Source organism: Variovorax sp. UMC13 (genome assembly GCF_014170375.1).
GTDB lineage: Bacteria > Pseudomonadota > Gammaproteobacteria > Burkholderiales > Burkholderiaceae_C > Variovorax.
The window spans coordinates 29782-43014 of record NZ_LZZW01000029.1 but is presented as its reverse complement, the minus strand read 5'-3'; the positions used below and the strand labels follow the sequence as shown (position 1 = coordinate 43014).

Below are 13233 nucleotides of genomic sequence, written 5' to 3'. Positions count from 1 at the left end.
TTCGATGAATCAGGCGGCGATCGGCAGGCCGATCAGCTTTTCCAGTTCGGCGTGCGAGAGGCCGTCGACCGTGTCGACCAGCTTCAGGCCGGCGGGCGTGCATTCGAGCGTCGCGAGGTCCGAGTAAACGCGCTTGACGCAGCCGATGCCGGTCAACGGGTAGCTGCACTGGGCCACGATCTTGCTCAGGCCGGCCTTGGTCAGCAGGTCCATCATGACCCAGGTCTGTTTCGCGCCGATGGCCAGGTCCATCGCGCCGCCGACCGCGGGGATCGCGCCCTCCTCGCCGGTGCTCCAGTTGGCCAGGTCGCCGGTGGCCGAGACCTGGAAGGCCCCGAGCACGCAGATGTCGAGGTGGCCGCCGCGCATCATCGCGAAGCTGTCGGCATGGTGGAAGTAGGAGCCGCCGGCCAGCAGCGTGACCGGCTGCTTGCCGGCGTTGATCAGGTCGTAGTCCTCGTCGCCCGCGGCCGGTGCCGGGCCCATGCCCAGGATGCCGTTCTCGCTCTGCAGCACGATCTCGCGGCCGGCCGGCAGGTGGTTGGCCACCAGCGTGGGCTGGCCGATGCCGAGGTTGACGACCGCGCCGTCGAAGATGTCCTGCGCCACGCGGGCGGCGAGCTGGTCCTTGGTGCGGCGTTGGTAGGTGGGGGTGCTCATGGTCATGCTGCCTTCTTGAAACCGCCGGCCTGGGTCGCGACACGCTCGACCTTGACGACATGGTGGACGAACACGCCGGGCGTCACGATCGCCTCGGGGTCGAAGGAACCGAGCTCGACCACCTCGTGCACGGTCGCGATGGTCTTCTTCGAGGCCATGGCCATCACCGGGCCGAAGTTGCGCGCCGCCTTGCGGTAGAGCAGGTTGCCCCAGCGGTCGCCGGCCTCGGCCTTGATCAGCGCCACGTCGCCATGGATCGGGTACTCGAGCACGTACTGCTTGCCGTCGATCTCGCGCGTCTCGCGGCCTTCGGCCAGCTGCGTGCCGTAACCGGTGGGGCAGAAGAAGGCGCCGATGCCGGCACCGGCGGCGCGGATGCGCTCGGCCAGGTTGCCCTGGGGCACCAGCTCGAGCTCCAGCTTGCCGCTGCGGTAGAGGCCGTCGAAGACCTGGCTGTCGACCTGGCGCGGGAAGCTGCAGATGATCTTGCGCACGCGGCCGGCCTTGAGCAGCGCGGCCAGGCCGGTCTCGCCATTGCCGGCGTTGTTGTTGACCACGGTCAGGTCCTTCGCGCCCTGCGCGATCAGGCCGTCGATCAGTTCGAGCGGGATGCCGGCGGTGCCGAAGCCGCCGATGAGGACGGTGGCACCGTCCTGGATGCCGGACATGGCCTCGGCAATCGAAGGCGCGATCTTGTCGATCATGGAATCTGTCTCCGGTGAGGGGAAAGGGACTGCGCGCAAAGCGCCGGGACCGCCCGCCAATTTGTTCGTATGGCGAACATTTGTTCTTATAATGAATTCTAAACAACAAGACCCGTCATGGCAAACCCTCGAGACAACGACCCCGCGCCGGCCCCCGGCGACAGCTACGTGCAATCCTTCGCCCGCGGCCTGCAGGTGATCCGCTCCTTCAGCGCCGCCGCGCCGCGCCAGACCCTGAGCGAGGTGGCGGCCGCGACCGGCCTCACGCGCGCCGGCGCACGCCGCATCCTGCTCACGCTGCAATCGCTGGGCTATGTCGAGACCGACGGCAAGCGCTTCGGCCTGACGGCGCGCATCCTCGAGCTGGGCTTCGCCTACCTGTCGTCGATGCCGATCTGGAACCGGGCCGAGCCGGTGATGGAGGCGCTGGTGGCGCAGGTCAAGGAGTCGTGTTCGGCCGCGGTGCTCGACGGCACCGACATCGTCTATGTGCTGCGGGTGCAGACGCACAAGATCATGCGCATCAACCTCGCGGTCGGCACCCGGCTGCCGGCCTACTGCACCTCGCTGGGCCGCATGCTGCTGGCCGACCTCGACGACGAGGCGGTGCGCGCGCGGCTCGAGGCCTCGCAGCCGGTCGCGCTGACGCGCCACACCATCACCGACATCGACGCGCTGCTGGCCAAGGTGCAGCAGGCGCGCCGCCAGGGCTGGTGCCTGATGAACCAGGAACTGGAAGAAGGCCTGATCTCGATCGCCGCGCCGGTCACCGACCGCAGCGGCCGCACCGTGGCCGCGCTCAACATCAGCGGCCAGGCCAACCGCACCCCCGCCAAGGTCATGCAGGAGACGCTGCTGCCGGGCCTGCGCGCCGCGGCGGCCGAGATTTCACGGCTGCTCTGACACGTCTTTGGGCCGGTGCTACCCTCCCGCGCATCATGTTCAATCCCACTCAGGAAGAAGTGCGCCGCTTCTTCTGCAACGTCTACGCCAAGAACCGCGACGGCCTGCCCATGGAAGCGCTGGAAACCATCGCTGCGGGCTGGATCGACGCGCACCCCGAATACCACGCCGAACTGGCCGATGCCGATGCCGCGGTGGCGCGCATCTACGACGGGAAGGACGGGCGCGAGAACCCCTTCCTGCACCTGTCGATGCACCTGTCGATCAGCGAGCAGTGCTCGATCGACCAGCCGCGCGGCATCCGCCAGGCGGTCGAGCTGCTGTCGGCGCGCCGCCGCTCGCTGCTCGAAGCGCACCACGAAGCCATGGAGTGCCTGGGCCGGATGATGTGGGAGGCCCAGCGCGCGGGCCGCCCGCCCGACGGCGAAGCGTATGTGGACTGCGTGCAGCGCCGCGCTACCCGCGACTGAACAGCGCGGCCGCGTGGGCTGAGGCCCCTTCGCGCAGCAGCGCCGCCAGCGTGCGCTGCGCCGCCGACAGCTCCACGCCGCTGCGCAGCAGCAGGCCCACCGGTTCCTCGGTGCCGGGCGTCGCGACATTCAGGCGCACCAGCGTGCCCGCGCGCAGCTCGTCGCGCGCCGCGCCCGCGGCCGTGAACCACACCGCATCCGAGCGCAGCAGCAGCGCGCGCGCCACCGACAGGTCCAGCGTCTGCGTGTGGTCGGCCGGCAGCCGCAGGCCCAGGCCCGAGAGCAGGCTCTCGGTGTGGTGGCGCGGCACCGTGCCTTCGCTGTAGACCACCAGCGGACAGGCCATCACCTCCTGCATCGACAGCGCGGCCGTGCCGGCCAGCGGATGGCCGGGCCGCACCACCATGGCCAGCGGCTCGGCGCAGAGGAACTCGAAGCTCAGGCCGGCCATGCGCTGCGGGTCGCTCATGCGGCCGCAGACCAGGTCGAGCTCGCCGGCGCGCAGCGCGTCGCACAGCGCGGCGTTGGCGCCGGTGCGCACCTCGGCCTGCAGCGCGGGCATGCGCTGGCGCAGGGCCAGCAGCGCATCGACCAGCAGCGTCGGCGCCACGCTGGGCAAGGCGCCAATGCGCACCCGCTCGATGCGCTCGCCCGCGCCGGGCCGCAGCGCCTGCGCGCCCGCATCGACCGCCTCCAGCACGCGCAGCGCATGCGCCAGCAGCTGTTCGCCGGCCACGGTGAAGCGCTGGATGCCGCGCCGCCCGGCCTCGCCGCGCTCGACCAGCCGGGTGCCGGCCAGCGCCTCGAGCTCGGCCAGGGTCTTGGACATCGCGGGCTGGCTCAGCGCCAGCCGCTCGGCGGCGCGCGCCAGGTGGCGCTCCTGCGCCACCGCCACCAGGCAGCGCAGGTGCCGCAGCTGGACGCCGCGCGCGAAGCGTTCGGAAGCAAGGAGCGGCTGCATTGAATTACCGATGGTTATGAGAAGTCGCCAAACAGTCAATTTACATCAGCAGTGCGCATGAATAAAGTGCAGGTCCCCCTCGATGCCGGAGACACGCCCATGAACGACCCCACCCCCCTGCCCTTGCTCACGCCCCGCGACTGGGACAGCCACCCTTCCTACATCTACCCCGGCTACAAGTCGACCGTGAAGCGCGGCCCGCTGCAGCCGCTGATCCCGCTCAAGGCCTCGCTGGGCGAACTGCAGCAGCCGGTCTACGGCCACGGCAGCATCGGCGCGCTCGACCACGACCTCACCCGCAACGCGCGCCGCAACGGCGAGCCGATCGGCGAGCGCATGGTGCTGGCCGGCCAGGTGCTCGACGAGCACCGCCGCCCGGTGCGCAACACGCTGGTCGAGCTCTGGCAGGCCAACGCCTCGGGCCGCTACGTGCACAAGGTCGACCAGCACGACGCGCCGCTGGACCCCAACTTCCTGGGCGCCGGCCGCTGCCTGACCGACGACGAGGGCCGCTACCGCTTCCTCACCATCAAGCCCGGCGCCTACCCCTGGGGCAACCACCCCAACGCCTGGCGGCCGCAGCACATCCACCTGTCGCTGTTCGGCCAGCACTTCGCGAGCCGGCTGGTGACGCAGATGTACTTCCCCGGCGACCCGCTGCTGCAGTACGACCCGATGGTGACCGGCACGCCGGAGAAGTACCGCAACCGCCTGATCGCCGACTTCAGCCTCGACCTCACCGAGCCCGACTACGCGCTGGGCTACCAGTTCGACATCGTGCTGCGCGGCGCCGACGAGACGCCCTTCGAAAACCGTTGAGCCAGGAGACACACACCATGATGAGCGCACTGGAAAGCAACTTCGGCCAGACCCCCTCGCAGACGGTCGGCCCCTACTTCGCCTACGGCCTCACGGCCACGCAGTACGGCTACGACTTCGACCAGCCCTTCGATGCCACGCTGGCGCTCGACGGCGCCGCCGGTGAACGCATCCGCCTCGAAGGCCGGGTGATCGACGGCGACGGCCAGCCGATCTTCGACGCCATGATCGAGATCAGCCAGCCCGACGGCGAAGGCCGCTACCCGCGGTCGGTGGAACAGGCCCAGGCCCGCGGCTTCCGCGCCTTCGGCCGCTGCGGCACCGGCACCGACGCGCAGAAGCGCTTCGTGTTCCACACCGTCAAGCCGGGCGCCGAGGCACCGGGCGAGGCGCCGCACATCAACGTGATCGTCACGATGCGCGGCCTGCTGCTGCATGCCTTCACCCGCATCTACTTCAGCGACGAGGCCGCCGCCAACGCCGGCGACGCGGTGCTGCAGAGCGTGCCGGCCGCGCGCCGCCCGACGCTGGTCGCCGAGCGCATCGCGCAGGACGGCGCCGTGACCTACCGCTTCGACATCCGCATGCAGGGCGCGGACGAGACGGTGTTCTTCGACATCTGATCGGCTGCCGCCAAGGCAAAAAAGGGGCGCACCTCGCGGTGCGCCCCTTTTTCGTTTCATGCGCGCGCGGCGCTCAGGCCGTGGCGTGCCGCACGCGCCCCGCGTCCATGGCCTCCTCGCGCAGGCGGTCGTATTCCGGCTGCGGCACCGGCACCGCATCGGCCTTGCCCAGGTCCTTCATCTGCACGCGGAAGGTCTCGCGGGCGGTGTAGGCCGATACGGCCGCGATGGCGCAGATGGCCAGCGTGATCGAGCCGATCAGCAGCGGGATGTTGGTGGCGCCGGGCGGGGCCACCGCCACGAACAGCGCCGGCAGCAGGGCCGTGATGGCGGTGCCGATGTTCTGCGAGATCGCCATGCCCGAGACGCGCGTACGGGTGGGGAACATCTCCGGGTAGAAGCTCGGGAACACCGCGTTGTAGCCCTGGTAGACCACGCCCCACATCAGCAGCGACATCACGATGGCCAGCGGCACGTTGTGGATGCTGATCGCATACAGGTAGCCGAAGGACAGGAGGCCCGAGCCGAGCGCGCCGACGATGATCGGCAGCCGGCGCCCCACCTTGTCCGACAGGTTGCCGACGAAGGGGATCACGATCACGGCCACGATGTTGCCCATCACCGGGATCCACAGGTAGAGGTCCTTCTCGAAGTTGATGCCGTAGCCCGGCTGCACCGCGTAGGCGGCGCCGAAGATGGTGGCGACCACCGGGATCACGTTCATCAGCGAGCAGCACAGCACGCGCAGCATGTCGCGCCAGCTTTCGGTCACGGCCTGGATCACCGGCGCCTTGGGCAGCTTGCCGCTCTGGTCGACCTCGGCGAAGGCCGGCGTCTCGCTGACCTCGCGGCGAATGACATAGCCCGCGACGATCACCAGGAAGCTCAGCAGGAAGGGGATGCGCCAGCCCCAGCTGTTGAAGTCGTCCTTGGGCATGTAGTGCGCGAGCGGCAGGAACACAGCGGCCGCCATGATCTGGCCGGCCTGCACGCCCTGCAGCGTGAAGCTGGCGAAGAAGCCGCGCCGGCCGAAGGGCGCATGCTCGAGGATCATCGAGCTCGCGCCCGAGATCTCGCCGGCCACCGCGAAGCCCTGGATCAGGCGCATCAGCACCAGCAGCGCGGGCGCCCACAGGCCGACCTGGTCGTAGGTCGGCAGCAGGCCCACGGCCACGGTCGAGAAGCCCATCAGGAACATGCAGACGATCAGCACGTGCTTGCGGCCGTGGGTGTCGCCCCAGTGGCCCAGCATGATGGCGCCGATCGGGCGCGCCACGTAGCCCACGCCGTAGGTGGCGAGCGAGGCGATGATCGCGATCTGCGGGTCGCCCTTGGGGAAGAAGATCTGCGGAAAGATCAGCGCCGCCGCGGTGGCGTAGATGAAGAAGTCGTAGTACTCCAGGGCGGAGCCGATCCAGCCGCTGGCTGTGGCCTTCCTGGACTGGTGCTTGCCTTGCGGCTCGCCGGGTAATGCAGTGCTGCTCATGGGGTGTCTCCTGTGGCTGGATCGGTCTGCGGGGATGGGGGCTGCTGGGCCTGTGATGCCATGCGTGCGGGCGCGTTGACCGCGCCATATGCGTCGTAGGAAGCGACGCGTTGCACCACCTCGAAGAACAGGCCGTTCTTCTCGAAGCTCTCGGTGTAGATGTGGAGGTAGTCGCCGGCCGGCGAGCGGTCGAACAGCACGCCGGCGGCGCGCATGCGCGCCACCAGGCCGGCGTCGAGCTCGATGCGGGTGGCCAGGTCGTCGTGGTAGTTGCCGGAGATCGGCACGAAGCGCACGCCGTTGGCGCGCAGCCGCGCCACGGTCTCGAAGATGTCCTCGCAGCGCAGCGCGATGTGGTGCACCGCGCCGCCGCCGCTGGCGCGCACGGCCTGCGCGGTGCGGGTGCGCTGGCTCAGCGACACGTTGAGCACCAGGCGCACCGTGCGTTCGGCATTCGCCACGCCGCGGCTGCGGATCAGGCCGAAGGGGTCGGCCAGCTCCAGGCTCTCGCCGGGCTCCAGGCCCAGCACCGCGCGCGAGAACAGCACCCAGGTGTCGAGCTGGTCGACGGCCAGGCCCAGCGCGACATGGTCGATGGCCTGCAGGCCGGCGCCGTCCTGATCGGCGTCTTCCAGGTCGAAGTCCGCCGCGTAGAGGCCGTGTTCGCCCAGCGCGCTGTCCACGAAATGCACCAGGTTCCCGCCCGGCACCACGATGGCCGGCACGGTCGCCTCTCCCGGCCCGGTGGGGCTGTGGTGGCGCTTCGAATGCATGGCGGCGGCCCGCGCCGCGGCCGCTTCGGGCGCGGGCGTGCGCAGGCCCAGCGCACAGACCGACACGCCGTGGGCGTCGAAGCGTTCGCGCGCGAAGGAGGCCGGCTCGGCGTTGACGATGAAGTGGATGCCGCCCTGCCGGTAGAGCGTGACGGCCTTGGAGCGGTGGCGGCCGATGCGGCCGAAGCCCATCTGCCCCAGCAGCGCGCCGAGGCTTTGGGCCGCCGCTTCGTCGACCGCGAACTCGATGAAGGCGATGCCGTCCAGCACCGGCCGCGGCGGCGGGCCGAACAGCGTCACGCCCGGCGGTGGCGCGTCCGCCATGCGCTCGCGCACCTGGCTCTCGAGGTACAGCAGCGAGCGCATCGCATCGACCACGGTGCGCCGGTTGGGCGTCTCGCGGAACAGGTCGTTGAAGATCTCCAGCGAGAGCGGGCCGGTGTAGCCCGCGCGCAGCGTCTGCGCGAGGAAATTCACCATGTCGAAGTCGCCCTGGCCCGGGAAGGAGCGGTGGTGGCGCGCCCACTGCAGCACGTCCATCGCCATCAGCGGCGCGTCGGCCATCTGCAGGAAGAAGATCTTCTGGCCCGGGATGTCGGCGATGCCGGCCGGATCGTCCTTCAGCGACAGCGTGTGGAAGCTGTCGAGGATCAGGCCCAGTTGCGGATGGTCGGCGCGGCGCACGATGTCCCAGGCCTGGCCGTAGCGCGAGGTCGCGCGGCCCCAGGCCAGCGCCTCGAAGCCCACGCGCAGGCCGCGCCGCGCGGCGCGCTCGGCCAGCGCATGGAGCTGCGCCGCGGCCAGCGCCGGGTCGTCCACCGTCAGCGGCGAGGTGTTCGAGCAGCACAGCATCAGCGACGCGCCCATGGCCTGCATCAGGTCGAACTTGCGCTCGGCGCGTTCCAGGCTGCGGCGGAACAGCGGCTCGGGCATGCCCTCGAAATCGCGAAAGGGTTGGTAGAGGTCGACGCTCAAGCCCAGGTCGGCCGCGATGCGCCCCAGCTCGGCGGCGTCGCCGTTGAACTGGATGAAGTCGTTCTCGAACAGCTCGAAGCCGTCGAAGCCGGCCGCGGCGATGGCCTCCAGCTTCTGGCGCAGCGTTCCGCTGAGCGACACGGTGGCGATCGAGCGATGCATGTCAGCCTTGGACGAGGTCCGGGCCGGTGGCGGCGGCCCGGGGGTGGAAGGACGTGAAGGTGTTCATCTGTGGGAGGACTGTAAGAAGCCGATCGCCCCGCCACAACGGCCGAAGTCGCCGACGCGATCGATGATCGATCGCATGCGGTCAGAATACGTACGAAACTCGGGTTACACCTAGGCCATGACCAAGACCGACACCGCCACCCCGCCGATCGACCGCAAGCTGCTCATCGAGGGGTTGGGCAAGGGGCTGCGCGTGATCGAGGCCTTCACCGACGAACGCACCCGCATGACCGCGACCGAGGCCGGCACGCACGCGGGGCTGACACGCACCGCGGCCCGGCGCTACCTGATGAGCCTGGTGCACTACGGCTACGCCGAAACCGACGGCAAGCACTACTGGCTGCTGCCGCGGGTGCTGCGCCTGGGCCAGGCCTACCTGGAAGGGGCGCGCGTGCCGCGCCTGGTGCAGCCCTACATCCAGCGCGCGTCGATGCAGTGCGGTGAGACGCTCAACGTGGGCACGCTGGACGGCCACGAGGTGGTCTACCTGGCGCGCAGCAACCCGCCGCGCATGGTGTCGATCGGCTTCCATCCCGGCGCCCGGGTGCCGGCCCATGTGGTGTCGCAGGGCTTCGTGCTGCTGTCGACCTTCGACGATGCCGCGCTCGACGCCTGGATCGCCGAGCACGCCTTCAGCAGCTTCACCGGCTCGGCGCCGGTCGATGCGGCGCGCTTCCGCGACAGCGTGCTCGCGGCGCGCCAGCTCGACTTCTGGCAGGCCGAGCAGCATCTGGACGTGGGACTGGCCGGCCTCGCGGTGGCGCTCAAGGACCGCAAGGGCCGCTGCAAGTACGCGCTGAGCGTGACGGTGCAGCAGCAGCTCTACCCGGGCGAGCAGCTGACGAAGAAGCTGCTGCCGGTGCTGCGCGAGGTGGCCGAGGCGATGCGCCCGATCATCTGAGGCGCCGGCCGGCTCAGTAGCGCAGCTGCGCCACGGCGCGCAGCGCCTCGGGCGTGGCACTGCCGAAGCCGAAGAACTCGAGGTACGCCGGGATCATCTCGAACAGCATGTCGGTGCCGACCTGCACCGCGCAGCCCTTGGCCTTGGCGGCCTGCAGCAGCGGCGTGTACTCGGACTTCATCACTACCTCGCCGACGAAGGTGCGCGGGTCGATGCGCTCGACGTCGAAGGGCAACGGGTCGCCCTCCTTCATGCCCAGCGGCGTGGCGTTGACCACCACGTCGAAGCCGGCCGGGTCTTTCGAACCGGTGCGCACGCCCAGCTGCGGGTAGTGCGCGCGCAGCCGCTCGGCCAGCGCCTGGGCCGAAGCCTCGCTGACGTCGAACAGCGCGATCTCGGCGGCGCCTGCCGCCGCAATGGAGGCCGCGATGGCCGAGCCCACGCCGCCGGTGCCGGACACCAGCACCCGCGTGCCCTGGAACAGCCGGCCCTTGCGCTCGACGCCGCGCACGAAGCCCGCGCCGTCAAACTGGTCGCCCAGCAGCGTGCCGTCGGGCCGCAGCAGGATGGCGTTGCAGGCGCCGGCGATGCGCGCGGTGGGCGTGACCTCGTCGACCAGCGCCATGGTCGCGATCTTGTGTGGCATGGTCACGAGCGCGCCGCGCAGGTTGGTCAGCCGCGCCAGCGAGGCCAGCATGGGCGCATAGTCCTCGGGCTTGACCCCCATCGGCACCACCACCGCGTCGATGCCCTGCTGCGCGAACCAGGGGTTGTAGATCATCGGCGCCTTGAAGGCTTCGGTCGGGTAGCCCAGGTGGGCGATGAGCGTGGTCTTGCCGGAGATCATGGGGAGGTCGGAACGAGGAAGTGGAAGGAGGAGGTTCAGGTCCCGCTGGGGCGCAGGTAGCGCAGCGGCTGGCGGATCTCGGCGTGCATGGCCTCGGGGTAGATGCGCTCGCGCAGGAAATCCGAATCGGCCGCCAGCGACTGCGCGACCGCTTCGTGGCCGAAGTAACGCAGGTAGTGCGGCATCTGCTGGATCAGCATCTCGAAGCCGGCCTGCGCGTGCAGGCCGCGGGCCCGCGCGGCGCGCACCACGGGCGTGGGCTGGCCGCGCAGCAGGATGTCGAACAGCGCGGCGTGGCGCTCCATGCGGGACACGTCCACCGGCAGCGGGTCGTTCGGGTCCAGGCCCAGCGGGGTCGCGTTGACGACCAGGTCGTAGCCCTCGGGCGCGTTGCTGTCGACCGCCACCACGTCGGCATCGAAGAAGGCGTCGAGCTTGGCCGCCACGCCCGCGGCCTTGCCGGCCGAACTGTCGTAGAAGGCGATGTGCGCCGCCCCGCCCATGCCGCCGCCCTCGACCAGCGCCACGCCCACGGCCGAGGCGCTGACGCCCGCGCCCAGGATCAGCACGCGCTTGCCGCGGAAGGGGATCGCGTAGTGGTCGAGCGCGCCGATCAGGCCCTCGCCGTCGAACAGGTCGCCCTCGAGCCGGTCTTCCTCGGTGCGGCGCACGATGTTGATCGAGCCGGCCACGCGGCCGATCAGGCCGCAGCCGTCGAGCAGGTCGATGGCCAGCGGCTTGTGCGGCGGCGCGATCAGCATGCCGCGCACGTTGCGCGCCAGGAAGGCCGCGGCGAAGAAGACCGCGAAGTCGCGCCGCGGCACCTGCATCGGCACCAGCACCGCATCGATCTCGAAGCGCTCGAACACGGCGTTGAACATCCGCGGCAGCCGCACGTTGCGCACCGGGTCGCCGGGGATGAGGTAGGCCTGCGTGTTGCCAGTGATGCCAGGGGTCATGGATCGGTCCGTCGGGTCAGTGGATCTGGATCGTCGGTCGCTGCGGGTAGGAGCCGCCATGGTGGCCGACGAAGCGAGGGGTGTCGAGGCGCCAGAGGGCCAAGGCGATCGATCATCGCGCACATCCGATCGCTGATCGAACAGTCCGAGGGTTTGTCCCGCCTCGGCTTCCGTCGCCCACAACGAAAAAACCCGCACGAGGCGGGTTTTTTGCGGGGGAAGCGGGGCGTCAGTTGTTGGCGGTGTGGAAGCGCGACTCCGGCACCACCTTGACTTCGCCCGGCAGCGAGCTGATGTAGCCGGCCAGTTCCTTGAGTTCGGCGTTGGTGAACTTCTTGGCCTGGCCGCTCATCACGCCGTTCGAACGGCCGACCTGGACGTGGTTCTCGGCCTTGTACGACTTCAGCGCGACGAACAGGTAGTCGGCGTGCTGGCCGGCCAGCTTGGGCACGGTGCCATCGTTGGGGGTGTTGAAGTTGGCGCCGTGGCACTTGGTGCAGGCGTTGTCCTTGTCGCGCGAGATCAGCGCCTGGACGCGTTCGCTGGGCTGCTTGGCGGCGGTGGCCGGCGGTGCATCGCCCGCCTTCACGCCCAGTTGTGCGTAGTAGGCCGCGAGGTCGGCCATGTCCTGTTCGGTCAGCGAGTCGGCGATGGCGCGCATCGTCGGGTGCTTGCGGTCACCGGCCTTGTAGGCGGCCAGTGCCGAGCTGATGTACGTGGCGCTCTGGCCCGCGATCATCGGCACCTTGTGGATCTCGGGGAAGCTGGCCTGGTAGCCGACGATGCCGTGGCAACCCACGCACATGGCGGTCTTCTTGGCACCGTTTTCGACGCTGCCGGTGACAGCCTGAGCCTGGGCCGAGAACGTCACGCAAGCGACAGCCAGGGCAAACATCGTGGTCAACAACTTGTTCATTTTGCGCGCACAATCTCGTGGAAATTCGGTTTTTTCAGATCAACATTTGATTATATGCGGGGGCTTTTCACGGCCCCGAGCCAAGGCGACAGTGCTGGCCGGCAACGCATGCTTGAATGGTCGCTTCATCCACCCCCAGCTCGATGTCATCCATGAAATTCAAGGGCTCAGACAATTACGTTGCCACCCAGGACCTGATGCTCGCGGTCAATGCCGCCATCACGCTCAAGCGCCCGCTGCTCGTCAAGGGCGAACCGGGCACCGGCAAGACGATGCTGGCCGAGGAAGTGGCCGCCGCGCTCGACCTGCCGCTGCTGCAGTGGCACATCAAGTCGACCACCAAGGCGCAGCAGGGCCTCTACGAATACGACGCCGTGAGCCGCCTGCGCGACTCGCAGCTGTCCGACGTGGACGGCGGCGAGCGGGTCAAGAACATCGAGAACTACATCGTCAAGGGCGTGCTGTGGCAGGCCTTCACGGCCGACAAGCCGGTGGCGCTGCTGATCGACGAGATCGACAAGGCCGACATCGAATTCCCGAACGACCTGCTGCGCGAAATCGACCGCATGGAGTTCTACTGCTACGAGACACGCGAACTGATCCGCGCCAAGCACCGGCCGGTGGTGTTCATCACCTCGAACAACGAGAAGGAACTGCCCGACGCCTTCCTGCGCCGCTGCTTCTTCCACTACATCAAGTTCCCCGACGCCGACACCATGCGCAGCATCGTCGACGTGCACTTCCCCGGCCTCAAGCAGGAACTGCTCGCGGCCGCGATGAAGACCTTCTACGACGTGCGCAACCTGCCTGGCCTGAAGAAGAAGCCCTCGACCTCCGAGCTGCTGGACTGGCTCAAGCTGCTGGTGGCCGAGGACATCCCGCTCGAGGCGCTGCAGAGCAAGGACGACAAGGTCGCGGTGCCGCCGCTGGTGGGCGCGCTGCTGAAGAACGAACAGGACGTGACGCTCTTCGAGAAGCTCGTCTTCATGCAACGCAACAACCGCTGAG

General features: G+C 69.2%; 14 protein-coding genes. 6 read left to right on the top strand and 8 right to left on the bottom strand.

Going from position 1 to position 13233, the window contains the following annotated elements; translation table 11 throughout:
* Nucleotides 1-9: 9 nt before the first annotated feature.
* Nucleotides 10-666 carry a 3-oxoacid CoA-transferase subunit B gene (locus tag A9977_RS22635; RefSeq protein ID WP_183027103.1) on the bottom strand — a complete coding sequence of 219 codons (657 nt, stop codon included), beginning with the start codon at nucleotides 664-666 and terminating at the stop codon, nucleotides 10-12.
* Complete coding sequence (locus A9977_RS22630; protein WP_183027102.1) at nucleotides 663-1364, bottom strand: 3-oxoacid CoA-transferase subunit A; 702 nt, start codon at nucleotides 1362-1364, stop codon at nucleotides 663-665. The genes A9977_RS22635 and A9977_RS22630 overlap by 4 nt, the downstream gene beginning before the upstream one ends.
* Nucleotides 1365-1481: 117 nt before the next feature.
* On the opposite strand from A9977_RS22630, the gene A9977_RS22625 reads away from it, so the two are divergent.
* Both A9977_RS22625 and A9977_RS22620 read left to right on the top strand, forming a co-directional pair.
* Entirely contained in the window at nucleotides 1482-2267 is a 786-nt protein-coding gene (locus A9977_RS22625; protein ID WP_183027101.1) for an IclR family transcriptional regulator C-terminal domain-containing protein, read from the top strand.
* Between the two features lie 35 nt (nucleotides 2268-2302).
* On the top strand, nucleotides 2303-2737 hold the full coding sequence (locus A9977_RS22620) for a DUF1841 family protein (protein WP_183027100.1): 435 nt from the start codon (nucleotides 2303-2305) through the stop codon (nucleotides 2735-2737).
* Here A9977_RS22620 and A9977_RS22615 read toward each other — a convergent pair.
* Nucleotides 2724-3698, bottom strand: a complete 975-nt coding sequence (locus tag A9977_RS22615) for a LysR substrate-binding domain-containing protein (RefSeq protein WP_183027099.1) — start codon at nucleotides 3696-3698, stop codon at nucleotides 2724-2726. The two genes, A9977_RS22620 and A9977_RS22615, sit on opposite strands and share 14 nt — an antisense overlap.
* A gap of 99 nt (nucleotides 3699-3797) precedes the next feature.
* Between A9977_RS22615 and pcaH the strand changes: the two genes are divergently transcribed.
* Complete coding sequence (gene pcaH, locus A9977_RS22610) at nucleotides 3798-4517, top strand: protocatechuate 3,4-dioxygenase subunit beta (protein WP_183027098.1); 720 nt, start codon at nucleotides 3798-3800, stop codon at nucleotides 4515-4517.
* Nucleotides 4518-4534: 17 nt separating this feature from the next.
* A complete protein-coding gene (pcaG, locus tag A9977_RS22605; RefSeq protein ID WP_259652101.1) occupies nucleotides 4535-5140 on the top strand; it encodes a protocatechuate 3,4-dioxygenase subunit alpha in 606 nt (201 codons plus the stop codon).
* 73 nt (nucleotides 5141-5213) lie between these two features.
* On the opposite strand, the gene A9977_RS22600 is transcribed toward pcaG, so the two are convergent.
* Nucleotides 5214-6626 carry an MFS transporter gene (locus tag A9977_RS22600; RefSeq protein WP_183027097.1) on the bottom strand — a complete coding sequence of 471 codons (1413 nt, stop codon included), beginning with the start codon at nucleotides 6624-6626 and terminating at the stop codon, nucleotides 5214-5216.
* Nucleotides 6623-8536, bottom strand: coding sequence for a bifunctional sugar phosphate isomerase/epimerase/4-hydroxyphenylpyruvate dioxygenase family protein (locus A9977_RS22595; RefSeq protein ID WP_183027096.1), 1914 nt, complete (start codon nucleotides 8534-8536; stop codon nucleotides 6623-6625). The genes A9977_RS22600 and A9977_RS22595 overlap by 4 nt, the downstream gene beginning before the upstream one ends.
* A 184-nt stretch (nucleotides 8537-8720) precedes the next feature.
* Here A9977_RS22595 and A9977_RS22590 point away from each other — a divergent pair, with 184 nt between their 5' ends.
* On the top strand, nucleotides 8721-9503 hold the full coding sequence (locus tag A9977_RS22590) for an IclR family transcriptional regulator C-terminal domain-containing protein (RefSeq protein WP_183027095.1): 783 nt from the start codon (nucleotides 8721-8723) through the stop codon (nucleotides 9501-9503).
* 13 nt (nucleotides 9504-9516) lie between these two features.
* Here the strand turns inward: A9977_RS22590 and A9977_RS22585 are convergent, their stop codons facing one another.
* From A9977_RS22585 to A9977_RS22575, 3 genes are all read right to left on the bottom strand, one after another.
* Entirely contained in the window at nucleotides 9517-10350 is an 834-nt protein-coding gene (locus A9977_RS22585; RefSeq protein ID WP_183027094.1) for a shikimate dehydrogenase, read from the bottom strand.
* Nucleotides 10351-10385: 35 nt separating this feature from the next.
* A complete protein-coding gene (locus tag A9977_RS22580) occupies nucleotides 10386-11309 on the bottom strand; it encodes a shikimate dehydrogenase (protein WP_183027093.1) in 924 nt (307 codons plus the stop codon).
* 229 nt (nucleotides 11310-11538) lie between these two features.
* Nucleotides 11539-12225 (bottom strand): cytochrome c, encoded by a 687-nt coding sequence (locus A9977_RS22575; protein WP_183027092.1) that lies wholly within the window; start codon nucleotides 12223-12225, stop codon nucleotides 11539-11541.
* A 152-nt stretch (nucleotides 12226-12377) separates the two neighbouring features.
* On the opposite strand from A9977_RS22575, the gene A9977_RS22570 reads away from it, so the two are divergent.
* Entirely contained in the window at nucleotides 12378-13232 is an 855-nt protein-coding gene (locus tag A9977_RS22570) for a MoxR family ATPase (RefSeq protein ID WP_183027260.1), read from the top strand.
* Nucleotide 13233 lies beyond the last annotated feature (1 nt).

Coding starts and splice junctions, on each gene's coding strand:
- A9977_RS22580 (WP_183027093.1), bottom strand. CDS start 11,309: ATGACCCCTGGCATCACTGGCAACACGCAGGCCTACCTCATCCCCGGC.
- A9977_RS22590 (WP_183027095.1), top strand. CDS start 8,721: ATGACCAAGACCGACACCGCCACCCCGCCGATCGACCGCAAGCTGCTC.
- A9977_RS22595 (WP_183027096.1), bottom strand. CDS start 8,536: ATGCATCGCTCGATCGCCACCGTGTCGCTCAGCGGAACGCTGCGCCAG.
- A9977_RS22570 (WP_183027260.1), top strand. CDS start 12,378: ATGAAATTCAAGGGCTCAGACAATTACGTTGCCACCCAGGACCTGATG.
- A9977_RS22600 (WP_183027097.1), bottom strand. CDS start 6,626: ATGAGCAGCACTGCATTACCCGGCGAGCCGCAAGGCAAGCACCAGTCC.
- A9977_RS22625 (WP_183027101.1), top strand. CDS start 1,482: ATGGCAAACCCTCGAGACAACGACCCCGCGCCGGCCCCCGGCGACAGC.
- pcaG (WP_259652101.1), top strand. CDS start 4,535: ATGATGAGCGCACTGGAAAGCAACTTCGGCCAGACCCCCTCGCAGACG.
- A9977_RS22615 (WP_183027099.1), bottom strand. CDS start 3,698: ATGCAGCCGCTCCTTGCTTCCGAACGCTTCGCGCGCGGCGTCCAGCTG.
- A9977_RS22575 (WP_183027092.1), bottom strand. CDS start 12,225: ATGAACAAGTTGTTGACCACGATGTTTGCCCTGGCTGTCGCTTGCGTG.
- A9977_RS22635 (WP_183027103.1), bottom strand. CDS start 666: ATGACCATGAGCACCCCCACCTACCAACGCCGCACCAAGGACCAGCTC.
- A9977_RS22620 (WP_183027100.1), top strand. CDS start 2,303: ATGTTCAATCCCACTCAGGAAGAAGTGCGCCGCTTCTTCTGCAACGTC.
- pcaH (WP_183027098.1), top strand. CDS start 3,798: ATGAACGACCCCACCCCCCTGCCCTTGCTCACGCCCCGCGACTGGGAC.
- A9977_RS22630 (WP_183027102.1), bottom strand. CDS start 1,364: ATGATCGACAAGATCGCGCCTTCGATTGCCGAGGCCATGTCCGGCATC.
- A9977_RS22585 (WP_183027094.1), bottom strand. CDS start 10,350: ATGATCTCCGGCAAGACCACGCTCATCGCCCACCTGGGCTACCCGACC.